Genomic DNA, 23,951 nt, shown 5'->3' on the forward strand with positions numbered 1-23,951 from the left:
TTGTTTTTAGTGTTTTTCCAAACACTTAAAAGGTTCCTTACAAGTTTTTCGATATTGTTCAATTTTCAAGGTCCTGTGCGCCTCAGCCTTGCGGCTGACGACCTGTTTATTTTACCACCGAAGTGGTTTTTTGTCAAGCCTTATTTTTCAGAAGCTTTTGAACTTTCTGAACTTGGACCTCCAAGAAGTTTCTCAGAACAAACCGGAACTTTTCAGCGTCTATTGGTTCTTTTCAAGGGCTTCCTGCTGAGACTTCGGAAGTCATTCTTTTGCCTCAGCGCTTGGCGCTCAAGTATAATACCATACCCCCGCCTCCTTGTCAACACTTTTTGACAACTTTTTTCATCTTTTTTCTTGCGCTGCTGAAAAACGTTCATTTTCTTGTATTCAACGTTCTCTTTTTACGCAAAAAACCGCCTGCACATTCCTGCACAGACGGCCTTATATTACTTCTATAATAGAGTTAGCGGATCTCGATGCCCAGCTTGAACTTCAGGTTGCCGAGGATCTTCTTGACCACGCGCTCCACTTCCTCAGTGGAAACTTCCTTTTTCGGATCGGACAGAGACAGGGTGAACGCCATGCTCTTCTTACCCTCGCCCAGATTTGCGCCGTGGTAGATATCGAACAGCTTGATCTCACCCACCAGAGGGCTGGCCTTCTTGATGGTCTCCTCGATCTCGCCGCAGGTGGTCTTTTCGTCGCAGACCAATGCCAGATCACGCTTGACAGCAGCGTAGGGACTGAGCGGCTGATAGCGCAGCTCACCGTCCACGCAGGACATCAGAGCCTCGTAGTCCAGCTCACCCAGATAGATATTCTGGTTGTCCTTCTGATCCTTTGCAATTTCCAGCTCGCCGTTGATCTCGTTGGACAGCTTGCCGAACACGCCCAGACGCTTGTCACCACAGTAAACAGCGGCGCTGATGCCGGGGTGCAGCCACGGGGTTGTCTCACGCTTATAATCAAAGCTCAGGCCAAAGCCGGCTGCCAGTGCTTCCAGTGCACCCTTGACCGTGAAGAAATCTTCTTCGGGGCCGAATGCACCGATGCACAGGGTCTGGCGCTCGTGCGGATGCTCATTGATGGGCAGTTCCTTGGCAAGATACACCGGTGCCATCTCGAACAGACGGCCTTCCGTGTTGCCCTTCTTGAGATTGTCCACAATGACGTTCAGCATGGAGGGAGCCAGCAGGGTACGCATGATGGACAGATTCTCACTGATGGGGTTCAGGATGCGGATGGCCTTGCGGGCTTCATCATCCGCCGGGATGTGCAGCATATCCAGTTCTGCGTTGGAGTAGAAGGCCAGCGTGGAGGCCTCATAGAAGCCCTGTGCGGCCAGCAGACGCTTGGTCTTGAGCTGCTGCTTCTGGTCGTAGTTCAGACCGCCATTTGTAACGGAGGCAGTGTTCAGGAAGGTGGGCACAATGTGGTCGTAGCCGTACTCACGGATGACCTCCTCGGCCAGATCCGGGAAGCCCTCCACGTCCTCGCGGTACAGGGGTGCGGACACGTCCCAGCTGCCATCGGCCTGTACATCCACCGTGAACTCCAGACGCTGCAGAATGTCGATCATGGTCTGATCCGGCACGGTGATACCCAGCACGCCGCAGATCTTAGCCGGAGTGGTAACGATATGCTTGCGCTCCATCGGGCGGCCATCGGTCAGGTCATATTCCAGTGTGGTGATGTCGCCGCAGTCCAGCTCCTGGATCAGGTGCAGGGCACGGGCAAGGCCCAGTTCAGGAGAGTGACGGTCCACACCCTTCTCGTAGCGGGCAGAAGAGTCGCTGTTCTGGCCCAGAGCGCGGCTGGTCTTACGCACGCAGTCGCGGGCGAAGGTGGCACACTCAAACAGCAGGCTGGTGGTGTTCTCATCCATGCCGGAGTTTGCGCCGCCCATGATGCCGGCAAGTGCCACCGGCTTTTCGGCATCGCAGATGACCAGATTGTTGGGGTTCAGAGTGAACTCCTTCTCATCCAGCGTGACGATCTTTTCGCCCGCATGGGCGCGGCGCACATCGATGGTGCGGCCGGCGACCTTGTTCAGGTCAAAGGCGTGCATGGGCTGACCCATTTCCAGCAGGGTGTGGTTGGTGATATCCACCACATTGCTGATGGAGCGCAGGCCGCACAGAGCCAGATGGCGCTTCATCCAGCGGGGAGACTCGCCCATGCGGATGTTGCGCACATAGTGTGCCATGTAGCGGGGGCACAGGTCCGGTGCCTCCACCTTGACGGTGATGGGCGCATCCGGCTCGCAGACAGTCTTGTAGTCCATGGCGGGCATGTGCAGGGGCTTGCCCAGAACGGCAGCCACCTCACGGGCGATGCCCAGAACGGACTGGCAGTCCGGGCGGTTGGCGGTGATGGAGATATCAAAGATATAGTCATCCAGACCCACCACGGGGGCAATGTCGGTGCCGGGGACAGAATCCTCGGGCAGGATGAGCAGGCCGTAGACCTCAGAGCCCGGGAACAGGTCGTCGTTCAGACCCAGCTCTTCGCCGGAGCACAGCATACCGTTGGACTCCACGCCCTGCATCTTGCGGGCCTTGATCTTGATGCCGCCGGGCAGGGTGGAGCCATCCAGAGCAGCGGGCACGCAGTCGCCCAGCTTCATGTTGGCGGCACCGGTGCTGATGCGGATGTCGTGGCCGTAGTCGCCGCAGTCCACCACACACTTGGTCAGGTGGGTGCCCTCCTGCTTTTCCATCTCCACGATCTTGCCGACGACCACCTTGCTGATGCCGGCATCCAGCGGGATCAGCTCTTCGACCTCAAAGCCGCAGGAGAAGAGCTTTTCCTCCAGTTCCTGCGCAGTAACGTCGATATCTACAAATTCTTTTAACCAGCTGAAAGGTACTTTCATTGTCTCTTCTCTCCCCTCTTATTCGTGGAACTGCTTGAGGAACTGCAGGTTGTTCTCGAACATCAGGCCGATGTTGTTGATGCCATACTTCAGCATAGCGATACGCTCGATGCCAATGCCGAAGGCGAAACCGGAATACTCGTCCGGGTCGATATTGCAGTTCTCCAGCACCTTGCGGTTGACAACGCCGCCGCCCAGCACCTCGATCCAGCCGGTGTGCTTGCACAGCGGGCATCCCTTGCCGTGGCACTCGAAGCAGCTCACGTCCACCTCCACGCTGGGTTCGGTGAACGGGAAGTAGGAGGGACGCAGGCGGGTGCGGGTGTCAGCGCCGAACAGCTTCTGCACGAAGGTATTCAGTGCGCCCTGCAGGTCGCCCAGCGTGATGCCCTTATCCACCACCAGACCTTCCATCTGGTGGAACATGGGGCTGTGGGTAGCGTCGGAGTCGGAGCGGAACACACGGCCGGGCATCAGGATCTTGATGGGCGGCTTCTGAACGTCCATGGTGCGGATCTGGCCGCCGGAAGTCTGGGTACGCAGCAGGAACTCCTCCGACAGGTAGAAGGTATCCTGCATATCGCGCGCCGGGTGATCCTTGGGCACGTTCAGGCGGGTGAAGTTGTGGTCGTCGTCCTCGATCTCCGGGAAGGTACCCACCGAAAAGCCCATGCCGGAGAACACGTCGATGATCTGGTTGGTAATCAGGGTCAGCGGGTGCAGACCGCCCACAGAGCGGGTCTTGGCGGGCAGGGTGATATCCACCGTCTCCGCAGCATTGCGGGCAGCAAGCTCTGCCTGCTTCACCTGTTCTGCAGCAGCGTCGTAATCTGCCTGAACCTTTGCCTTGAGTTCATTGATGATCTTGCCCATAGCGGGGCGCTCTTCCGGCGCAACGGTGCGCAGATTCTTCATCAGGGCAGGGATCTTGCCGTTTTTGCTGAGGTACTCCTGCCAGAAGGAGGCCAGCGTTTCCTTGCCGGACACCTGACCAAGGCTTTCAGCGGCCTGTTTTGCCAGCTCGTCGATCATTGCTTGCATGGATGTTCTCTCCTTTATTCTTCGTGTTGATGAGCGGAGTGCAACAAAAAAGCTCCGTCCCCTGCCCGATTTCTCAGGCAAAAGGGACGAAGCCGTTGATTCTTAGCTCCGCGGTACCACCCGGTTTCCACCCGTGCACAGATGCCGGGCAGCTCTCAGAACGCCGTAACGGGGCGTGGCCGTTCTGTACTACTGCTGTTTCGCACAGACCGCTCAGGAGCGAACTTCAGCACAGATACACCCGGAAGCCCTCTCAGCCGGTGAAGCTTCTCTCTTTGCCGTGTACGCCATACCTACTCTCTCCGTCGCTGCGTTTGGGAGTATTCAGGTTTTATAACCAAGAGCTATGTTACCACATTTCGGGACAGTTTGCAAGGGCTGTGCAGCCACTTTCCGCAAAAATCGCGTTCGGTGGAGGTTTTTTCACAAAGCCGCAGCCATTATGAATCGTTTATGTCATCCATTATGAGCTGAAACAATTCTCCCAGGTCGATTAGTGGCGCAAACTCTTTATCAACTTTGTAATCATCTGAAATTTTTACCGCGACCACACCGTCGATCTGCTGGATATATCCTTCCTGCGGATAGACTGGCATCTGTTCCAGCTCTGTTCTGCTGTACAGTTCCCCATACTGTTCCACCGAGCAATGCTTGAGTTTTGCCGGAGTAATATCCCTGAAAACCGCTTTCCAAGACGCTCTGGCCGAGTAATCGTTCAGCCAGAAGCGGCCCATCTGCGCATACGGATTTGCATAGAGGTAATACTCCCTCTTCATAAAACTGGAGTTCGAGCTGGGTCTGCCCACAAACAGTACCGGCAGCTGCTCGTTATCGTCAAAATATCCGCTGCTCATCAGGTCGTCCGCAATGTGATCCGACATGCTCTTGAGTGTTTTTCTTCCCTCATACATAGCTTCCTGATCGATCACGGCAGAGCAGACATTGCCATAGACGACCAAAACCGCAAGTACTACAGCCCCTGTCCGGGCAGCACGTACATACTTTTTTACCATAGGCTGATTTGTGCGCGTCCCTTCAAGCAGCAGCAGACATACTGGCACGAACAGATTCAATCCTTCGCCCATCTGCAAAAGCCAGACCGCCTCGCTTGTGATCAGCATGATGGCATTGCACATGATGGGCAAAACGATCAGCGCTGCCACTCCCAGAAGGATATATTCCCAATTTTTCCGGTGAAGCATTTTTCTGAAGCGGTTCAGCAGTCCGATGCTCAGCGCCAGAAATACCAAAACGAAAAAGCCCACCGGCTGCAGAATGTTATGCCGATAGTAATTCTGAAAAAAGTAAGCTCCAAACAGTTGGTAGGTCTCTGCAATGGCATTGGGCAGATTTTTCAGTATAGAAAGTACCGAAACATCCGCTCCTCCATTATAACTTGCCATCTGCCATCCACATGCCCATACGATCAGCTTTGTGAGCAGGAAATACAAAACCATTCCTGCAGCTGCGCTGCAAAGACTTCTTCCAATGTGGGCATGGACCTTTTCTCTGTCCACATTGCGGAACAGAAGCAGCAGAAGATATGTCAGCAGGAGCAGACAAAAGTTATCAAGGCTCGTCTGATAGCACGCAAGGCTCATGACCAGAAGCAGTGCTCCCTGTACGACCGCTTTTCTAAAATCTGCGGCACGAACCACACGCTCTGCCGCCAGAACAGAAAACAAAAATGAGCAGCCAAACACCGGCGACTGAAACCGATATGACAGCTGTATTCCAGTGACCGTGCTGGCCAGAACAGCCATACCCGCCAGATAGGTCACGACAGAATCCTTCTCTGTAAAAAACTTCCGAAGCAGGGTAACAGCCAGCGCCGACATGGAAAGCGTCAGCAATGAATTGAAAGGTTCCGTCTGGATGCCAAACCGCAGCGCATCGATCACCGGCCAGAGCCATCGGCCCGTGACTACCTGCCAATAGCCGCCGAAGAACCATGTATTGTTCCACAATCCGTCAAATGTATTGGTCAGCCGCTGGCTGATCAGCAGGAAAAACACTACCGCCGAAAACAGCAGCATCACCAGAAAATATCTTAGATCCGATATATCCAGCCCAAGGTCGTCCGGTTTCTGTACATCGATTTTTTCTTTCATCGTTATTTTCTCCATCTGTCCTGTTTTATGTTCTCAGTCTCATTTGTTATTCATCGATCAGATAATCCTCTGATACCTTCACGATCACAATATCACCCACCTGCTGGATATATCCCTCCTGCGGATAAACCGGCATTTCTGCTACCAGTTCGGTCTGTCTCAGTTTCTGATAATCTTCATCTTCGCACAGCGTGATCTCCACCGGAGTGATCTTTTCAAACACGCCGCGCCAGGAAAGTCTTGCGCATTCCGGTGACAGCCAGAAACAGCCCATCTGTGCATACCTGTTGGCCGAAGGGTACAGGTCGCCTTTTTTAAAAGTCGGGTTCGAGCTGGGCCTGCCTGCGATCATGACCGACCAGTGATTTCCTTCGTCAAAGCAGCCTTCCTCCGTCAGGTCGTTCACGATTCGGTCCGACATTACCCGCAGTGAATCCCGGCCCTGCCGCATCGCCTCCTGATCGACAGCCATCATGTAAACATTTCCGTATACGACCAGAAATGCAAGCACCAGTACCAACCATCGGGCTTTGTTGCCCTGTTCCGGACGGGTGCCCTCCAACAACAGCAGACACAACGGCACAAATAACGCAAGGCCTCCGCCCATTTGCATTCGCCACACAGCTTCACTGCTGATCAGCATCATGGCATTGCAGGCAAGCGACAGTGCCAGCAGAGCGGCAGTGCCCAAAAGCAGGCCCCTTGTTTTTCCACTGCGCGCCATCCGCACAAAACGGCAAAGGAACCATACCGCAAGCATAGCCAGCACTGCTGCGAACAAGCCGAACGGCTGCAGTGTATTATGCCGGTAGGCATTACGGAAAAAGTAAATTCCGAATATCCGATACGCCTGCAGAATACCATTCGGCAAACCAAACAGAATGCTTTTTACTGAGATCTCTGCGGCACCATTATAGCTGGTCAGGTCGATACGGCAAAGTGCAAGTACTAGCTTCAGCACCAGCCAGTAGAGCACCATGCCCGCTGCTGCACTGCCAAGGCTTTTTGCAATGTGCACACCTGTTTTCTGTGGTTCTGCATTCTGAAACAGCAGCCGCAGCAGATATGCCAGCAATATCATGCAGAACACCGCCAGATTGGCCTGATACAAACCCAAGCTCAATGCCAAAATAACCGCACCGCAGCCGACAGCCGCACCTGCATGGGTGGTGGTGATCACCCAGTATGCTGCAAGCACGGCAAACAGAAAGGACAAGCCAAAGATCGGTGACATATAGCGGTAAGAAAGCTGCACGCCAACTGCTGCGCCGGAAATGGCAGCCATTCCCGCAAAGTAGGTCAGTGCGTTGTCACGCTCCACAAAAAGCCTGCGCAGAAGCGTGATGCCCAGCACCATCATGGAAAGAGTCAACAGGGCATTGAGCGGTTCCGTCTGTACACCGAAACGTACAGCATCTGCCACACACCACAGCCATCTGCCGATCGACAGTTCCCAGAAGCCGCCTATAAACCACGACCCATTCCACAGGCCGTCAAACGTATTGACCAGCCGCTGACTGATCAGCGGAAAATAGACCATCACCGCAAAGCCCAGCATCACAAAGAAATATTTCTTATCCAACTCCCGCAGCCAGTGTCTGATATCCGCTTTTATTTCTACAGACATGATATTCCTCCATCCATAAACTTCTGCTTTTCAGTATATCAAACTCTTCCACATGGTTCAATAAAAAAATCCCCTGCCGGGCAGTCGGCAGAGGATCTTGCGTATTTTTCCAGAGTGCTTTATTTTGCCACGATTTCTGCAGCCAGTGCATCCATCTGCGCTTCGGCAGCAGCATTGGCAGCACTGCGGATGGTGACCACAGTATCACACACGGCGATGTTCTTCATGCTTTCCAGCTCGGCGCGCATGAGCTTTGCGGCCATGGGTGCCCATGTGCCATTCTCCATCAGACCCACCGTGCGGTTCTGGAAGCTCTTGGTCTTGAGGTGGGTCAGCAGATTTTCCATCGGCGGGAAGAGGAAGCCGTCGTAGGTGGCGCAGGCCAGCACGATCTTTCCGCAGCGGAAGGCTTCGGTGACGGCATAGGACACATCCGTGCGGGTCAGGTCCATCTCCACGACCTTTGCGCCCTTTGCACGCAGCTTTTCGGCCATGAGGTGGGCTGCTGCACGGGTGTGGCCGTGGATGGAAGCACTTGCCACAAGGATCTTTTCCGGCTCCTCGGGCTTGTAGCTGGACCAGATGTCGTAGTAGTTCAGGTACTTGCCCAGATCTCCGGTCAGCACCGGGCCGTGCAGCGGGCAAATGGTCTGGATGTCCAGAGCCGCGGCCTTTTTCAGCAGCGCCTGCACCTGCGGGCCGTATTTCCCCACGATGTTCAGGTAGTAGCGGCGGGCTTCGCTGGCCCAGTCGGCCTTTTCGTCAAACTTTGCCACAGCGCCAAAGCGACCGAAGCCATCCGCGGAGAACAGCACCTTTTCGGTGGATTCATAGCTGACCATGACCTCCGGCCAGTGCACCATGGGGGCAAACACAAAGGTCAGGGTGTGGGTGCCAAGGCTCAGGCTCTCGCCGTCCTTCACCACTACACGGCGCTCCTTGGCAATGGCATCAGCGCCAAAGAACTGTTCCATATACAAAAAGGTCTTGGCGTTGCCCACCACCTGCATCTCAGGGTAGAGTGCCGCCAGCTTTGCAATGTTGGCACCGTGGTCCGGCTCCATGTGGGAGACCACCAGATAATCCGGCTTACGGCCTGCCAGAGCTTCGGTCAGGTTTTCCAGCCACGGCTCGGTAGCGCGGGCATCCACCGTATCCAGAACGGCGGTCTTTTCGTCCAGAATGACATAGGAATTATAGCTCACGCCGGTGGGCACCGGATACTGGCTCTCGAACAGGTCGATGGTGGTATCATCCACGCCAACGCCCAAAATGGCTTCACTGATCTTGTTTACGCTCATAATGCTCGGTCTCCTTATTTATATTTTTATGCAGTGCCGCGTTTCTGCGGCGATTGTTTCTGAGAACAGTTCCTATCATACCACATCGTCAGAAAAATCGCAAGGGATAACGTGGGAATATTCTGCACATCAGAGCTCTTCCCCATTCTCCGGCAGCTTTGCCGTTACCGGCCTGCCCGGCTCAGCATCCAGTTCCAGCAGAGCGGCAGCAGCGCTTTCGTCCATGGTCTGCACCGCGCGCAGCTTGCGGCTGATGGCACGGCTGCGCACGCCAATGAGATTATCCAGCTCTTCGTCGGTCTGGCGCAGGCGCTGCTGCATCTTGGAAAGCCCCTGCCCGAACTTGTCAAATTCGGTCTTCACCGCACCCAGCAGCTGCCATACCTCACCGGAGCGCCTCTGGATGGCAAGGGTCTTGAAGCCCATCTGCAGGCTGTTGAGCAGCGCTGCCATGGTGCTGGGGCCTGCAATGTTCACCTGATAGTCCCGCTGCAGCACTTCCAGCAGGCCCGCGTTCACCACCTCGGCATACAAACCCTCGAAGGGCAGGAACAGGATACCGAAGGCCGTGGTGTAGGGCGGCTCCACATATTTTTCCCGGATGTCCTTGGCCTCGGCCCGCAGCACCAGTTCCAGTGCGTGGCGGGCGTTCTCCACGGCCTGCGCGTCGCCGGATGCCTGCGCATCCTGTAAATGGGCATAGGTGTCGCCGGGGAACTTGGAGTCGATGGGCAGCCACACCGTGCCGCCGTCCGCGCCGGGCATCCGGATGGCGTACTCCACCCGCTGGGTGCTGCCCGGAATAGTGGCCACGTTGGTGTCGTACTGTTCCGGGGCAAGGATCTCTTCCAGAATGGCTCCCAGCTGGATCTCACCCAGAATACCGCGGGTCTTCACACCGGAAAGCACCTGTTTCAGCCCGCCCACATCAGCGGCAAGGTTCTGCATTTCGCCAAGACCCTTGTACACCTGTTCCAGCTGGTCGTTCACCGCCTTGAAGCTTTCGGTCACCCGCTTCTGCAACGCATCCTGCAGCTGTTCGTCCACCGTATGGCGGATCTCGTCCAGCTTCTGGGCGTTCTGGGCCTGCAGGGCAGTCATGCCCTCGGCAAGGGTGCGGCGCATCTCTTCCAGCTTGCGGGCGTTGGAGGCTTCCAGCCCCTGCAGGCGCTGCTCCATGGTCTGCTGCTGGGTGCCCTGCCCTGCGGCAAGGGCGGTGCTCATGCTCTGCACCGAAGCCTGCAGCGTTTCACTGATGTGGCCCATAGCGGCAAGGTTCTGCTGCGCCATCTCTGCCAGCTTTGCGTCCATCTGGCGGTTCTGCGCTTCCAGCTGCTGACGCAGCCATTCCTTCCGTTCTGCATCGTCCCGGTTTGCGGCAGGCTTTGCCGAGCGGTACAGCAGCAGGGCCATCATCAGGCAGATGGCCACCAGAAGCACCGTGTAAAGAAACGCTAAAAATTCCATAATGTCTCCTATTGCAAAATCCGGGCTTTGCAGCTGCACAGCCCGGATCTGCGTACTTTATATTATTTTGTCTGTTCTTCCCAGAAGGCAGCGGCTTCGTCCAGCCAGCCATCTGCAGCCGTGCCGCGGCCAAGGCCGATGCCATGGGCTGCGTGGTCATATACCACTTCTTTGTAAGGTACGCCATGCGCGGCCAGTGCCTTGCTGAGGGCCGGCCCCTGCAGCGGCCAACACAGCAGGTTCAAGGTCAGGTCATCCCTGCCATACCAGAAGTACACCGGCGGATAGTCCTCTGTGATCAGGTCGGCAAGGCTGTATTCATAGTAGAACCGGCCGCACACAAAGGGGTCGATGCCCACACGGTAGATCGGTGTGATCTCGGAAAACTGCACGATGGGATACGCCAGGATCACTGCGCCGGGCTTGGGCAGGCCATAGTTTTTATAGCCCAGAGCGTCCGATGCAAACAGGCCCGCCAGATGTCCGCCGGAAGAATAGCCGATCAGGGCGTAGCTTTCCGTCTGCACGCCGAACTGCTGTGCGTGGCCGATGATGTACTTCACCGCCCGTGCAATGTCCTCTATGGGTCCGTTGTTGTCGTTGTCCGGGTAGGCGCGGTAGCGCATCACGAACACCGCATAGCCTTTCTGGTGCAGCTGGTAAGCTGTGGAGATGCACTCCTTTAACTCCGCCGTGCGGTTGAAGATGTTGCCGGAGAGCACCAGCGCATACTTTGCATCCGGCGTGCTGGCCGGGTAGTAATAGAACTCCACATTGTTGCGGGAGCTGTCCTCGGCGATCTCCTGCTCCGAGTAGAGCTTATAGGTGATCTGCACGCCCGCATTGTAATTGCGGATGAGCAGGTTCAGACCATCGGCACAATCCTGTGCCACATGGCTGCTCACATATTTTTCCAGCGTCTGGTCATTGCACCAGTCCTCGGTGCCGGGCAGGTTCTGCTCCTTGGAATAGGTCCAAACGCCTGCGCCAAGGATGCTGGGGTTCGAGCGGATCTCGCCCATGGTGGTCTGCGGCGTGATATCCGGCTCGCCATACTCTGCTGCAAATGCGGGCAGCGCCATCATCAGCAGAAGACAGATACAGGCTGCTGCGGTGCATATCCTGTGTTTCAACTCAACATCTCCTTTTCAGCCGACCTGTTCCTCCCAGAAGGCAACTGCTTCATTCAGCCAGCCCTCTGCATCGGTGCCCTTGCCTGCGGCCACTGCATGGGGAGCATCATCATACACATGGTAGATATGCGTCACATGGTTGCGGGCCAGTGCCTTTTCCAGAACAGGCCCCTGCGCCGACCAGCACATGGTCATAAGGGTCATGTCGTTTTTGCCGTACCAGTGATAGGTAGGCGGGTAATCCGGTGTGATGTAATCAGACAATGTCATTTTATAATACCGCTGCTTGCACACGCCGGGGTCCAGCAGGATATTATAGACCGGTTTGAACTCCAGAAAGGTGTTTACCGGGTAGCCCAGCAGCATGGCACCGGGCTTTGGCAGGCCGTAATTTTTGTAGCCCACCGCGTCGGTGCCGAACAGTCCGGCGATCTGCCCGCCTGAGGAATAGCTTACAATGGCATAATCCTCCGCCTGCACGCCAAACTGTCCTGCATGTTCCGTGATGTATTGCACCGCGCGGACCACATCCTGCAGCGGCGCATTGTTGGAAGCCTTCATGCCGATGCGGTAGCGCAGCACGAACACCGGATAGCCCATTTCGTGCAGGTTCCATGCAGTGGAAATGCCCTCGCGGATCTCCGCACTGACCACAATCGCATTACCGCCGATCACCAGCGCATATTTCTGGTTCGCCTGCGCCCCTTCTGCCGGCAGATAATACAGTTCCACACCGTCCCGGCTGGTATCCTGCGCGATCTCCTCCGCCGTATAAAGCGGGAAGGTCACCCGCTGCCCAGCGTTATAGGTGCGGATCAGATAGTTCAGTCCATCCGCCGCATCCTGTGCCGTCCAGTGATTGGAAAGGCGGCTCAGCGGCTGCGCGTCCCAGTACATCCGGTCCAGCACACGGTCCTGATCCAGCGAGTAGGTGTAGATGCCCGCACCCACAATGCTGGGGTTGGAGCGGATCTCTGCCATTTTGGTGCGCGGTGTGATGTTGGCCTGACCAAGCTCCTCCGCAAACGCCGGCTGTGCCAGCAGGATCATCAGGCCAATACCAAACATCACCGTGCGCAATCGTTTTCTCACAGCAATCCCCCATTTATCTCTTTATTTGCACTGTTTTTCCCAGAATTCCGTTGCCTGCAGGATCCAGCCGTCCGCATCGGTGTGGCGGCCCGGGCCAATGGCGTGGGGTGCGTCCTCGTACACATGGCACTCATAAACAGCCCCGCTCTCCCGGAGCTTGCGCTCCAGCAGCGGCCCCTGCTGGGAGTAGCACATGCGCTGCATATAAAGATCATTTTTGCCGTAGAAGAAATAGGTAGGGGTAAAGTTTTCGTTCACCACATCCGAAATATCGGTCCAGTAGTAACGCCAGCCAATCACCAGCGGGTCAATGGCCAGCTGATACAGCGGCTTCACCTCAAAGAAATCGTTGATGGGGTAACCCAGCAGCAGCGCTGCAGGCTGTGGGAGACCAAATGCCTTATAGCCGAACTTTTCGTTGTCTGAGCCGATCAGGCCCACGATGTGTCCGCCGGAAGAAAAGCCCATCAGCGCATAGTTTTCGCGCTGAACGCCAAACTGATCTGCATTTTCGGTCAGGTACTTTATGGCATTGGCAATATCGTACAGTGGCGCATTGTCGGATGCATTCAGGAAAGAGCGGTACCGCAGCACAAAAGCCGCATAGCCCAGCTCGTGCAGCTGGTTGGCAATGGATGCACCCTCGTTCAGCTCTGCGGTGGTGTTGCCGCCGTTGCCGGGCACCACGATGGCGTACTTTGCGTTGGCTGTTTTAGCCGGGAAATAATACAGCTGCACCATGCCCAGAGAAGAATTTTCCGCAATTTCTTCCGGGGTATACACCTGCCATGTGATCTGTACGCCCCTGTTGTAGTTTTCGATCACAAGGTTCATGCCTTCGGCGGCATCCTCGGCAGCCGCGTAGCTTACATAGCCCTCAATGGGCGTATCATCGTACTGCGTGCTGCCCTCGATCCATTCGTTGCAGTAGGTATAGTAGCCGGAGCCTTTGATGCTGGGGTTCTCCCGCAGCTCTTTCATGGTCGTCTCTGTTGTGATGTTCGGCTCGCCGTACTCTGCAGCAAATGCCGAAAGCGATACGCACGCCAGCATTCCCAGCGCACACACCATCGTTCTGATCCACTTCATTTTGGGACATCCTCCATTCTGCAGCGGCGTATCCTGCCGTGCTTTTCTTTGTTATGATTTATTGTATCACAAACCTTCCGCTTGTCAAAGAAATTTCTGTGCAGTACGGCGCTTGTACCGCACCGCAAATTCTGCTATACTGGAGCCGGATATTTTTGAGAGTTGAGGGCGCGGAAAGCTATGCACTTTCCGCCGGGATCGAAATATGAGCAAAATCGAGATCCGGCCCATGGAGCCGGAAGACTGGAGCGCTGTTTCCAGAATTTATTTGGAGGGCATTGCTACAGAACATGCCACTTTTCAGACCACCTGTCCGCCGTATTCTGCGTGGGATGCTTCCCACGCAAAAGAATGCCGACTGGTACTGCTGGCCGACGGCGTGATTGCCGGGTGGACGGCGTTGCGCCGGGTGGACCCGCGCTGGTGCTACCGCGGCGTTGCCGAGGTGAGTATTTACGTGGGTGAGCAGTTCCGGGGCCATGGCCTTGGCTATCACCTGCTGACCGAGCTGTGCCATCAGGCAGAAAAGGCCGGCTACTGGACACTGCAGTCCACCGTGCTGCAGGACAACGCTGCCAGCCGCGCCCTGCACACAAAATGCGGCTTTCGCTTAGTGGGCCGCCGGGAACGCATTGCCCGCGACTGTCACGGCCGCTGGCTGGACACATTCTTAATGGAATACCGCGCTGCCGCCAATGAACCGGAAGGCTATAAAAAGCTGTAAGATGCAAAAGAACTCCGCGCCCTGAGGCTGCGGAGTTCTTTTTTGTCCATTGATAAAATGATAAAGGTAAAAACAGGCTTACCACTCTTCGCCGTCGATGTCCACGCTGCCGTCCACCACGGCACCGGCGCGGGAACGCTGGAACATGCTTTCCACCACGGCGCAGTACTTATCGGCCAGACAGACGATGACTGCTTCGCGGCAGGTGGGCACATGACGGAAGGTCAGCGGCCACATGTGGCTTGCAATGATGCTCTGTTCCTTTCTGGTAATGCTGAACACCCGCTTTGCATTGACGCAGGCATAGCCCGGATGGGAGAAGCCGTGCATCTCAAACAGGCGGCGCAGGCCGTGAAAGGTACCGGTGGTGTGCCAGTCGTACAGATAAAAATCATGCAGCAGGGCACCCACTGCCAGCGAGGTCTCGTCAGCGTGCAGATGCAGACGGCGGTTGAGCCAGAAGCTCACCAGCGCCACATTCTTGCAATGCTGGTAGGTGGTGACAGAGCCGTGCTGGATGTACTCCCGCATCCGCTGCACATCCGGGTGATGATCGTATTTTTCAACGATGGCATAAAGCTGTTCGCGCTCGATCTCAGAAAGCTGCATGCTGCAAAATTTCCTTTCGCTTTAAGGTGATGTTTTCAGGAGCGGAGCTGGACCGGATTGGAATTGCCGAAGTTCTCTGCACTGGAAGGGTTCTCCCGCTTGAGGGAAAAATCTACCAGATACTGCTTGCCGTCGCCCAGTTCTTCCAGCTGGGCCAGTTTTGCCTTTGCGGCGGCTTCGTCTGGGTACCACTGGATCAGGAAGAAATTTTCTTCCTCTACACCGTAGTACAGCCACTGGCCGTCGGCACGCAGCCAGTCGTCCAGATGATCCACTTCTTCGCCGTCCGGCAGGCCAAGGCCTTCTTCGGCATAAAGGTTTTCCGGTTCCACCTGCAGCATTTCGATCACCTGAATGGAGCTTTGCAGGTATTCGTCCTGCGAGACTGTCTTGTCCGAAAGCTCCCATCCGGTGAGAAAAGCCTGCATCATCAGGTCGCGCACAGAGATGCGCGGCAGGGTCGGGTCCATAACCATAGGTATTTCCTTCTTCCTTTAGTTTGTCCCTGCTGACCAGTATACGTCAAAGGCTTATGCAAGTCAACAGTTTAATTGTGAATTTTTTGTAGGTTCGTTCAAATATATCCAGACTTAACAGACGGAAAAGGCAAAAGTGTCTCCCAGCCATTCCACTGCCAGTTCCACCCAGTGATGCCGGTGGCGGCTGGGCTGGTCCACCTCTGCCGTGCTGATGCTGGTACCGTGCACCCCCTTTTCAAACAGATGCGCCTCGCAGGGCACGCCCGCCCGGTGCAGAGCGTTCACCAGCATCAGGGTGTTCTCCACCGGAACGGTGGCATCCTCCATGGTGGTCCATACGAACACCGGCGGCATCTGCGGCGTGATCTTATCCTCCAGCCCGAACACCTGCTGTGCCGCTGGGTCGGCGCTGCCCGCCAGCTGCACAAAGCTGCCGCGGTGGGCATACTGCCCTGCCATGACCACCGGATAGCCCAGAATGACCGCATTGGGCCGGGGCTGGGCCGCTTCGCCGGGAATGTCCAGCACAGCACCGGAAAGGGCCAGGTGGCCGCCCGCTGAAAAGCCGCACACGGCAATTTTTTCCGGCAGGATATGCCACTGGGCCGCGTGCTGCCGCACAAGACCAATAGCCTCGGCCAGCTGGCGCAGCGGCATGTGGTCCTTTGCCTTTTCGCAGATGGCGTAGTCCAGCACAGCGGTGTGGTACCCCGCCGCCGCAAACTGCAGCGCCACCGGGTCGCCCTCACGGGCACTCACATGGGTATAGCCGCCGCCGGGCACCACCAGCACCAATGGCCGGTCAAGCACATTCGGCATCCGCTCACAGCAATCACGCAGATAAACGGTCAGTGTCCCACCGCCGGCCAGTTCCAGCTGTTTCAGCTGCATGATATTTCCTCCTTTTACAGCATCCTTTGCGGTTCATTATAGCACAAAACGAACCATTTTTTAAACTTTTTATGAAAGCCCTTGATTTTTGCTTTTTGTCGGTGTATATTAGCACTCGAAAGTTACGAGTGCTAAGTATTCAAAAGCAATATCCTATTCCGAGTGCTTGGTGCCGAATACAGATAAAAAGAGGTTTTGCATTATGGCTAAGAAAGAATTTCAGGCTGAAAGCAAAAAGCTGATGGATATGATGATCAACTCCATCTACACCAATAAGGAAATTTTCTTGCGCGAGCTGATCTCCAACGCATCGGATGCCATCGATAAGCTCTATTATAAGAGCCTGACCGATCCTTCTGTGGGCATGAACAAGGGCGATTTCCGCATCCTCATCACACGCGATAAGGAGAACCGCATCCTGACCATTGAGGATAACGGCATCGGCATGACCAAAGAGGAACTTGAGCAGAATCTGGGCACCATTGCTCACTCCGGTTCTCTGGATTTCAAGAAGGACAACAAGGACGAGAACATCGATATCATCGGCCAGTTTGGTGTCGGCTTCTACTCCTCCTTCATGGTAGCCGATAAAGTCACCGTCATTTCCAAGGCTTATGGCTCGGACGAAGCATGGCAGTGGGAGTCCTCCGGTGTGGACGGCTACGAAATGACCCCCGCCCAGAAGGATACCGCAGGCACCCAGATCATCCTGCACATCAAGCCGGATACTGAGACGGACCACTACGACAACTTCCTCGATGAGTACGGCATCGTGGCCATCGTGAAGAAGTACAGCGACTATGTGCGCTATCCCATCCAGATGGAGCGCCAGCACGAGCGCCAGAAGCCGGAACCCGATCCTAAGCCGGAGGACTATAAGCCCGAATGGGAGACTTACACCGAGCTGGAAACTCTGAACAGCATGGTGCCCATCTGGAAAAAGCAGAAGAGCGAAGTGACCGACGAGGAGTACGCGAACTTCTATAAGGAAAAGTTTGGCGATTATACCGACCCCGCCCGCGTCATCGTCAGCCGCACCGAGGGCACTGCAAATTATAATGCCCTGCTGTTCGTGCCCAGCCACCGTCCCTACGACTTCTACACCAAGGATTATGAAAAGGGTCTGGCCCTGTACGCATCCGGCGTGCTCATTATGGAGAAGTGCGCCGACCTGCTGCCCGATTACTTCAGCTTCGTCAAAGGCATTGTGGACAGTCAGGATCTGAGCCTGAACATCAGCCGCGAGATGCTGCAGAAGGACAACCAGCTCAAGCTGATCCACAACGCTCTGGAAAAAAAGATCAAGAACGAGCTGCACGCCATGCTGGCCAATGACCGCGAGAAGTACGAGGAATTCTGGAAAGAGTTCGGCCGTCAGATCAAGTTCGGTGCTTACTCCGACTACGGCATGCACGCCGAGCTGCTGCGCGACCTGCTGCTGTTCTGGTCTGCCAAGGAGCAGAAGATGGTCACTCTGCAGGAGTATGTGGACAAGATGCCCGCTGAGCAGAAGTATATCTACTTTGCTGCCGGTGATTCTACCGACCGTCTGGCAAAGCTGCCCGCCGCTGAGCTGGTCATGGATAAGGGCTATGACGTCCTGCTGCTGACCGAGGATGTGGATGAGTTCTGCCTGCAGATCCTGCGCACCTATCCCCGCAAGGATGCCGAAGGCAAGGACGGTACCGTGGAGTTCAAGAATGTCAACAGCGGTGATCTGGGCCTTGAGACCGAGGAAGAGAAGAAGGCCGCCGAGGACGCTACCGCTGAGAACAAGAGCCTGTTCGATGCCATGAAGGACGCACTGGACGGCAAGGTGAAAGAGGTCAAGGTCTCTACCCGCCTGAAGGATCACCCTGTGTGCCTGAGTGCTGACGGCCCGCTGTCCATTGAGATGGAAAAGGTGCTGTCCAAGCAGCCCGGCAGCGAAGGCGTAAAGAGCGATAAGGTTCTGGAACTGAATGTCAACCACCCCGTGTTTGCCGTGCTCAAGGCCGCACAGGAGGCCGGTGACACCGACAAGCTCAAGAAGTACAGTGCTCTGCTGTACGCACAGGCTCAGCTGATCGAAGGCCTGCCGGTGGATGATCCCGCCGCCTACGCCGAGGCCGTCTGCAGTCTGATGAAGTAACTTTTTCCGGTAGGCAGCAGACTTACTCCCCTGCCGCTTCCACGCACATCAATATTTCCCCCTTAACAAAAAGGCCGTGCTCCGCTATAATAGAGTGGAACGCGGTCTTTTTCTGTTCTTTTGCCGGACAGTCAGGATAAATTGAGAGGTTTTTGCTCATGCAGCCCAAAAAACATTATTTTGCCCACATTCCCACCATTGCCATCTTTATTGTGTTTGCCATGTCGGCACCGCTGGGCGTGCTGCTGTTCATCTTAAAAAGCATCGATAAAAACGCCGAAAAAGAGGAAACGGCTGCTGCGCAGGCGCAGGCAGACTATCGTTCCGACCTCGGCCCCGCACCTGCGCAGACGGCTCCCCGGCAGGAAAACGAGCCAACTTACGGCCACGATGTTCCCACCAAAGAGCAGAAGGATGCCAAGGAGCGGCACAAGTTCCTTACCACCCTGTGCACCATCGGCGGTGCTGTCTTTCTGTTCGTGGGCTTCAGCACCCTGTTCATGGATGGCGCTGACAGCATGATGGAGGCGTTTACCGCCATTGCCCAGATGCTGGGCGGCGGTGCTGCTCTGCTAACCGGCCTGCGCATGGATCGTACCCGCAAGCTGGAACGCCTGTTGGACAAGATCGCAGGCGACCGCGACAATATTCCGCTGGACGAGCTGTTTGCTGCCGCGGGCATCGATGCCGCAAAGGGCCGCACCGTGGTGGAAAGTGCTATTTCCCACGGTTACTTCGGTGCAGATGCTTACATTGATAACCGCACCAATACTCTGGTAGTGCGCGGCGCGGCTCCCCAGCCGCCCCGGAAACCGAAGCCTGCGCCCGCCCCAGAACCTGCACCAGCGGACCAATATACCGCAATTCTGCAGCAGCTGCGGCAGGTCAACGATGCCATCCCGGACCCCGTGATGACCACCAAGATCAGCCGTCTGGAAGCGGTCAGTGCCCGCATCTTTGAGCTGGCAAAGCAAGACCCCGGCAAAAAGGCTCAGCTGCAGAAATTCATGGACTACTATCTGCCCACCGCCCTCAAGCTGCTGAACACCTACGCCAGCCTTCCTGCGCAGGATGTGCAGGGGGAAAACATCGCCGATGTCAAAAAGAACATCGAGCGCAGCATGGACCTGCTGGTGACCGCCTTTGAAAATCAGCTGGACAAGCTGTTCCAGTCCGACGCACTGGACGTTTCGGCAGATGTGGCCGCACTGGAAGGGATGCTGAACATGGACGGCCTGACCGGAAACGAGTTTACAAAATAATATTTTGGGAAACAGGGAAAAGGCCCATGAGCTTTTTCCCTGTTTTTTCAAAGCGCAAATCTCCATGTTGTGCAGGCCTCGTCCGTCCCACGCAAAGCCGTGGATTTGCAGGCATTTTTGCCAATGGTTTTTCCGTTTTATATCTAATTTTATTTCAACCGTCAAATTCCACTCTGTGCGCCAATTTCAGTCTTTTTGCAACTTTTCATCCAGATGCAACAATAACACATGGTTTTTTCTGTCCGGATTTTATATGATAAGGACAGAAGTGTGCAGAGCATCCTGTATGCGGCCCTGCACTGCAGTTCCAACCCGCTCAAAAGGAGGATTATCCTATGATGAAATCTGTTTCCGCATGGAAGCAGGAGCTTTCCAGCGGCGCTCACGCTGCCCGGCTGGCAGCACTTTACTGCTGTGCGCCCGAAGAAACTCCTGCACAGGCTGCCCGCTACGAAGCTGTTCTGAATGGTCTGGATGCCACCTTTGGCCCCCATGCTGAAGCTGGTCTTTACAGTGCCCCCGGCCGCACCGAGATCGGCGGCAACCACACCGACCACCAGCATGGCCGCGTGCTGGCCGGCAGCGTGAATATTGATATGATCGCTGCCGCCGCGCCCAACACCCTGAACCAGCTGCGCGTGCAGAGCGAAGGCTACGACCTGTGTGTGATTGGCCTTGATGACCTTGCTGCCCGCAAGGAAGAGGAAAACACTACCCTCTCTCTGCTGCGCGGCGAATGCGAAGCCTTCCGTCAGCGCGGCGCAAAGCTGGCCGGTCTGGATGTGTACATTTCCTCCAACGTGCCCAAAGGCAGCGGCGTTTCTTCCTCCGCTGCCTTTGAAGTGCTGATCGGCGTGATCCTGAATGACTGCTTCATGACCGATAAAGTCTCCCCCATCGAGATCGCGCAGATCGGCCAGTGGGCAGAGAACGTCTACTTTGGCAAGCCCTGCGGCCTGATGGATCAGATGGCTTCCAGCGTGGGCAACATCATTACCATTGATTTTGCGGACCCTGCCCACCCGGATGTGGAGCCGGTGGCCGTGGATTTCTCCAAGGCAGGCCTTGCCCTGTGCATTCTGGATTCCTGCGCAGATCATGCCGACCTGACCGACGAATATGCCGCGGTGCCCGCCGAGTGCCGCGCCGTGGCTGCTGTGTGCGGCGGCGAAGTGCTGCGGGACGTGCCGTTTGAGACCTTCCTTGCAAAGCTTCCGGAGTGCCGCAAGCAGTGCGGCGACCGTGCCGTGCTGCGCGCCTTCCATATCTATGCCGATAACGACCGCGTGGCAAAACAGGTAGCCGCCCTGCGCGAGGGCGATTTTGACACTTTCCTGCGTCTGGTCAACGAGTCCGGCCACAGCAGCTGGGAATACCTGCAGAACGTGATCCCCGCCGGTTACAAGGAGCATCAGGAGATGGGCGTGACCATTGCAGCTGCCAAGCATTATCTGAACGGCAAGGGCGCTGTGCGCGTGCACGGCGGCGGCTTTGCCGGTACGGCTCAGGCCTTTGTGCCGGTGGAAATGCTGGCCGACTTCAAGGCCCACATGGAAGCCATCCTTGGTGAGGGCCGCTGCCATGTGCTGAGCATCCGCCCGGAAGGAGGCGCAGTGCTGTGATCTCTACCGCCATTCAGCAGCTCGTGAATTACGGGCTGGACACCGGCCTTATCCTGCCCGATGATGAAATTTACATCCGCAACCAGCTGCTTATGACCATGCAGCTGGACGACTTTACCGCGCCGGAGGGCGAGGTGTGCTATACCGATCTGGAAAGCATCCTCAAAACGCTGGTAGATGATGCCGTTGCCCGCGGTGTGTGCGAGGACAACTCCACCGCCCGCGACCTGTTCGACACAAAGCTCATGGGTGTATTGACCCCGCGGCCCAGCATCGTGCGCGCCAATTTCGAGGAACGCTACGAAAGCGAAGGCCCGCAGGCCGCGACCGACTGGTTCTATAAATTCAGTCAGGACACCGATTATATCCGCCGCTACCGCATCAAGCGCGACCTGAAATGGGTCACCAAGACCCCCTACGGCGATCTGGATATCACCATCAACCTCTCGAAGCCCGAAAAAGACCCCAAGGCCATTGCCGCCGCCAAACTGGCTCCCCAGAGCGCCTACCCCAAGTGCCAGCTCTGCGCCGAGAACGAAGGCTATGCAGGCCGCATGAACCACCCCGCCCGCGAGAATCACCGCATCATCCCTCTCACCATCAACGACAGCGCTTGGAACCTGCAGTACAGCCCCTACGTCTACTACAACGAGCACTGCATCGTGTTCAACAACCAGCACACTCCCATGAAGATCGAGCGTGCTACCTTCCGCAAGCTGCTGGATTTCGTGGGCCTGTTCCCCCACTATTTTGTGGGCAGCAACGCCGACCTGCCCATCGTGGGCGGCAGCATTCTCAGCCACGACCATTTTCAGGGCGGTCATTACGAGTTTGCCATGGCCAAGGCTCCCATTGAAAAGAAGTGGGTCTTCCCCGGTTTTGAGGATGTGGATGCCGGTATCGTGCACTGGCCCATGAGCTGCATCCGCCTGACCAGCGAGGATGATGCCCGTCTTGTGGAGCTGGCCGATAAAATTCTGACCGCATGGCGCGGCTACTCGGACGAAAAATGCTTCATCTTTGCCGAGACCGACGGCGAGCCACATAACACCATCACCCCCATTGCCCGGATGCGGGACGGCAAGTATCAGCTGGATCTGGTGCTGCGCAACAACATCACCACCCCGGAGCATCCGCTGGGCGTGTTCCATCCCCATGCAAAGCTGCATCACATCAAAAAGGAAAACATCGGCCTGATCGAGGTCATGGGCCTTGCCGTGCTGCCCAGCCGCCTGAAAAAGGAACTGTTTGAGCTGGCCGATGCACTGGTGGCCCGCACCCCGGTGAGCCAGTACCCGGAAGAACTGCAGAAGCACGCCGAGTGGGCCGAGGATATTCTTGCCCGCCACCCGGAACTGAACGGCGACACCGTGCACCTCATCCTGCAGGACGAGGTGGGCCATGTGTTCGCTCAGGTATTGGCCGATGCCGGTGTCTATAAAATGGACGAGGCTGGCCGCGCAGGCTTTGTGCGGTTCCTTGCAAGCGTGCAATAATCTATTAAAAAACGCTCTCCCCCTTTCCCCCGCCGGTATGCCTTGCCGACGGGGGATTTTTATTGTTCAGTGGAGGTCCCAAGCCGTTTTCAGTCCCGTAACACAGCACAAAAAAGCCGCCTTTCGTGCCAATTAGCACAAAAAGCGGCTTTTTATCGTCTTATTTCAGGAGCAAAGAGCCTTGCGGAAGGTTATTCCGGCAGATCCTCTTCGTTCTCCAGGCTGTGCCAGACGTTCTGGACATCATCATTGTCTTCCAGCGCATCCAGCAGCTTGCCCATCAGCTTCAGCTGGTCGGGGTCGGTCAGGCGGGTGGTGGTCATGGGCACCATGGCCAGATCGTCGGAGAGAATCTCGTAGCCCTTCTCCTCCATGGCCTTAACCACAGCAGAATAGTTCTCGGGATCGGTGGTGATCTCGGCTGCATCCTCGCTGGCATCGAAGTCCTCGGCACCAGCATCCAGAGCATCCATCATAGCCTCGTCGGCATCCTTATCTTCCAGAGAGATATCAATGACACCCTTCTGGCTGAACAGGAAGCCCACGCAGCCCATAGCACCCAGATTGCCGCCGTTCTTGTCGAAGTAGTGGCGCAGGTCAGCAGCGGTACGGTTGCGGTTGTCGGTCAAGGTCTCCACCATGACAGCAACGCCGCCGGGGCCGTAGCCTTCGTAGGTGATTGCTTCGTACTCGGTCTTATCGCCGCCCTCAGCCTTCTTGATGATGCGCTGGATGTTATCGTTGGGCACGCTCATGCGCTTTGCCTTGGCGATCAGGTCAGCCAGCTTGCTGTTGGAAGCAGGGTTCGGGCCGCCGGTACGCACGGCAACGCTGATCTCGCGGCCGATCTTGGTAAAGACCTTTGCCTTTGCGCCATCGGTCTTTTCCTTCTTGCGCTTAATATTGTTCCATTTGCTATGTCCAGACATGGGAAAGAGCCTCCTGTATATTCTCAAATCTCCGCCTGCGGGCAGACGGGCTGTGGTCGCCCGCATTGTGGC

General features: G+C 56.1%; 19 protein-coding genes and 1 other annotated feature. Of the genes, 6 read left to right on the forward strand and 13 right to left on the reverse strand.

The features are described 5' to 3' along the window. On the forward strand, nt 1-333 hold a 333-nt coding region (locus GKG34_RS15765; protein ID WP_206671447.1), incomplete at its 5' end, for a hypothetical protein. Nucleotides 334-463: 130 nt separating this feature from the next. Here the strand turns inward: GKG34_RS15765 and pheT are convergent. The 9 genes from pheT to GKG34_RS03775 form a co-directional block, all read right to left on the reverse strand. Beyond that, nucleotides 464-2,875, reverse strand: a complete 2,412-nt coding sequence (gene pheT / locus GKG34_RS03735; protein ID WP_154255635.1) for a phenylalanine--tRNA ligase subunit beta — start codon at nt 2,873-2,875, stop codon at nt 464-466. A gap of 18 nt (nt 2,876-2,893) precedes the next feature. Continuing rightward, complete coding sequence (gene pheS / locus GKG34_RS03740; protein ID WP_005945958.1) at nt 2,894-3,916, reverse strand: phenylalanine--tRNA ligase subunit alpha; 1,023 nt, start codon at nt 3,914-3,916, stop codon at nt 2,894-2,896. Nucleotides 3,917-3,995: 79 nt separating this feature from the next. Further along, nucleotides 3,996-4,234: a binding site (T-box leader), on the reverse strand. 122 nt (nt 4,235-4,356) lie between these two features. Beyond that, nucleotides 4,357-6,027, reverse strand: a complete 1,671-nt coding sequence (locus GKG34_RS03745; protein WP_243139202.1) for a glucosyltransferase domain-containing protein — start codon at nt 6,025-6,027, stop codon at nt 4,357-4,359. Nucleotides 6,028-6,073: 46 nt separating this feature from the next. Further along, entirely contained in the window at nt 6,074-7,654 is a 1,581-nt protein-coding gene (locus GKG34_RS03750) for a glucosyltransferase domain-containing protein (protein WP_005945954.1), read from the reverse strand. Between the two features lie 119 nt (nt 7,655-7,773). Beyond that, complete coding sequence (locus GKG34_RS03755) at nt 7,774-8,955, reverse strand: MBL fold metallo-hydrolase (RefSeq protein WP_005945952.1); 1,182 nt, start codon at nt 8,953-8,955, stop codon at nt 7,774-7,776. Nucleotides 8,956-9,084: 129 nt separating this feature from the next. Then, nucleotides 9,085-10,422, reverse strand: a complete 1,338-nt coding sequence (rmuC, locus tag GKG34_RS03760) for a DNA recombination protein RmuC (RefSeq protein WP_120080270.1) — start codon at nt 10,420-10,422, stop codon at nt 9,085-9,087. Nucleotides 10,423-10,484: 62 nt separating this feature from the next. Next, on the reverse strand, nt 10,485-11,555 hold the full coding sequence (locus GKG34_RS03765) for an alpha/beta hydrolase (protein WP_243111946.1): 1,071 nt from the start codon (nt 11,553-11,555) through the stop codon (nt 10,485-10,487). Nucleotides 11,556-11,570: 15 nt separating this feature from the next. Then, nucleotides 11,571-12,647, reverse strand: a complete 1,077-nt coding sequence (locus GKG34_RS03770; protein ID WP_044954221.1) for an alpha/beta hydrolase — start codon at nt 12,645-12,647, stop codon at nt 11,571-11,573. A gap of 21 nt (nt 12,648-12,668) precedes the next feature. Next, complete coding sequence (locus GKG34_RS03775; protein ID WP_005945943.1) at nt 12,669-13,736, reverse strand: alpha/beta hydrolase; 1,068 nt, start codon at nt 13,734-13,736, stop codon at nt 12,669-12,671. Between the two features lie 205 nt (nt 13,737-13,941). Between GKG34_RS03775 and GKG34_RS03780 the strand changes: the two genes are divergently transcribed. Further along, nucleotides 13,942-14,460, forward strand: a complete 519-nt coding sequence (locus tag GKG34_RS03780; RefSeq protein WP_005945939.1) for a GNAT family N-acetyltransferase — start codon at nt 13,942-13,944, stop codon at nt 14,458-14,460. Between the two features lie 78 nt (nt 14,461-14,538). Here the strand turns inward: GKG34_RS03780 and GKG34_RS03785 are convergent, their stop codons facing one another. The 3 genes from GKG34_RS03785 to GKG34_RS03795 form a co-directional block, all read right to left on the reverse strand. Continuing rightward, nucleotides 14,539-15,069 carry an HD domain-containing protein gene (locus GKG34_RS03785; RefSeq protein ID WP_044954220.1) on the reverse strand — a complete coding sequence of 177 codons (531 nt, stop codon included), beginning with the start codon at nt 15,067-15,069 and terminating at the stop codon, nt 14,539-14,541. 35 nt (nt 15,070-15,104) lie between these two features. Further along, nucleotides 15,105-15,545 carry a hypothetical protein gene (locus GKG34_RS03790; protein ID WP_005945935.1) on the reverse strand — a complete coding sequence of 147 codons (441 nt, stop codon included), beginning with the start codon at nt 15,543-15,545 and terminating at the stop codon, nt 15,105-15,107. 114 nt (nt 15,546-15,659) lie between these two features. Continuing rightward, a complete protein-coding gene (locus GKG34_RS03795; RefSeq protein ID WP_005945933.1) occupies nt 15,660-16,439 on the reverse strand; it encodes an alpha/beta hydrolase in 780 nt (259 codons plus the stop codon). Between the two features lie 202 nt (nt 16,440-16,641). On the opposite strand from GKG34_RS03795, the gene htpG reads away from it, so the two are divergent. The 4 genes from htpG (at nt 16,642) to galT (ending at nt 22,950) form a co-directional block, all read left to right on the forward strand. Beyond that, nucleotides 16,642-18,570, forward strand: a complete 1,929-nt coding sequence (gene htpG / locus GKG34_RS03800; RefSeq protein ID WP_005945930.1) for a molecular chaperone HtpG — start codon at nt 16,642-16,644, stop codon at nt 18,568-18,570. Nucleotides 18,571-18,728: 158 nt separating this feature from the next. Beyond that, complete coding sequence (locus tag GKG34_RS03805; protein ID WP_005945926.1) at nt 18,729-19,832, forward strand: 5-bromo-4-chloroindolyl phosphate hydrolysis family protein; 1,104 nt, start codon at nt 18,729-18,731, stop codon at nt 19,830-19,832. A 335-nt stretch (nt 19,833-20,167) separates the two neighbouring features. Further along, nucleotides 20,168-21,454: a galactokinase family protein gene (locus GKG34_RS03810; RefSeq protein ID WP_097777636.1), complete on the forward strand. Its 1,287-nt coding sequence runs from the start codon at nt 20,168-20,170 to the stop codon at nt 21,452-21,454. Beyond that, nucleotides 21,451-22,950 carry a UDP-glucose--hexose-1-phosphate uridylyltransferase gene (gene galT, locus GKG34_RS03815; protein WP_005945920.1) on the forward strand — a complete coding sequence of 500 codons (1,500 nt, stop codon included), beginning with the start codon at nt 21,451-21,453 and terminating at the stop codon, nt 22,948-22,950. Before GKG34_RS03810 ends, galT begins: the two co-directional genes overlap by 4 nt. Nucleotides 22,951-23,141: 191 nt before the next feature. On the opposite strand, the gene GKG34_RS03820 is transcribed toward galT, so the two are convergent. After that, nucleotides 23,142-23,879 (reverse strand): YebC/PmpR family DNA-binding transcriptional regulator, encoded by a 738-nt coding sequence (locus GKG34_RS03820; RefSeq protein ID WP_044954219.1) that lies wholly within the window; start codon nt 23,877-23,879, stop codon nt 23,142-23,144. Between the last annotated feature and the right edge of the window lie 72 nt (nt 23,880-23,951).

Origin of the sequence: Faecalibacterium sp. BIOML-A4, from assembly GCF_009679665.1 — a bacterium.
In the GTDB taxonomy this organism is placed as follows: Bacteria; Bacillota; Clostridia; order Oscillospirales; family Ruminococcaceae; genus Faecalibacterium; species Faecalibacterium taiwanense.

What these genes read in the sequence shown, in the direction of transcription:
- GKG34_RS03745 (WP_243139202.1), bottom strand. Translation starts at nt 6,027, where the DNA reads ATGAAAGAAAAAATCGATGTACAGAAACCGGACGACCTTGGGCTGGAT.
- GKG34_RS03795 (WP_005945933.1), bottom strand. Translation starts at nt 16,439, where the DNA reads ATGCAGCTGAAACAGCTGGAACTGGCCGGCGGTGGGACACTGACCGTT.
- pheT (WP_154255635.1), bottom strand. Translation starts at nt 2,875, where the DNA reads ATGAAAGTACCTTTCAGCTGGTTAAAAGAATTTGTAGATATCGACGTT.
- GKG34_RS03750 (WP_005945954.1), bottom strand. Translation starts at nt 7,654, where the DNA reads ATGTCTGTAGAAATAAAAGCGGATATCAGACACTGGCTGCGGGAGTTG.
- GKG34_RS03790 (WP_005945935.1), bottom strand. Translation starts at nt 15,545, where the DNA reads ATGGTTATGGACCCGACCCTGCCGCGCATCTCTGTGCGCGACCTGATG.
- GKG34_RS03810 (WP_097777636.1), top strand. Translation starts at nt 20,168, where the DNA reads ATGATGAAATCTGTTTCCGCATGGAAGCAGGAGCTTTCCAGCGGCGCT.
- GKG34_RS03775 (WP_005945943.1), bottom strand. Translation starts at nt 13,736, where the DNA reads ATGAAGTGGATCAGAACGATGGTGTGTGCGCTGGGAATGCTGGCGTGC.
- rmuC (WP_120080270.1), bottom strand. Translation starts at nt 10,422, where the DNA reads ATGGAATTTTTAGCGTTTCTTTACACGGTGCTTCTGGTGGCCATCTGC.
- GKG34_RS03780 (WP_005945939.1), top strand. Translation starts at nt 13,942, where the DNA reads ATGAGCAAAATCGAGATCCGGCCCATGGAGCCGGAAGACTGGAGCGCT.
- pheS (WP_005945958.1), bottom strand. Translation starts at nt 3,916, where the DNA reads ATGCAAGCAATGATCGACGAGCTGGCAAAACAGGCCGCTGAAAGCCTT.
- htpG (WP_005945930.1), top strand. Translation starts at nt 16,642, where the DNA reads ATGGCTAAGAAAGAATTTCAGGCTGAAAGCAAAAAGCTGATGGATATG.
- GKG34_RS03820 (WP_044954219.1), bottom strand. Translation starts at nt 23,879, where the DNA reads ATGTCTGGACATAGCAAATGGAACAATATTAAGCGCAAGAAGGAAAAG.
- GKG34_RS03755 (WP_005945952.1), bottom strand. Translation starts at nt 8,955, where the DNA reads ATGAGCGTAAACAAGATCAGTGAAGCCATTTTGGGCGTTGGCGTGGAT.
- GKG34_RS03805 (WP_005945926.1), top strand. Translation starts at nt 18,729, where the DNA reads ATGCAGCCCAAAAAACATTATTTTGCCCACATTCCCACCATTGCCATC.
- GKG34_RS03785 (WP_044954220.1), bottom strand. Translation starts at nt 15,069, where the DNA reads ATGCAGCTTTCTGAGATCGAGCGCGAACAGCTTTATGCCATCGTTGAA.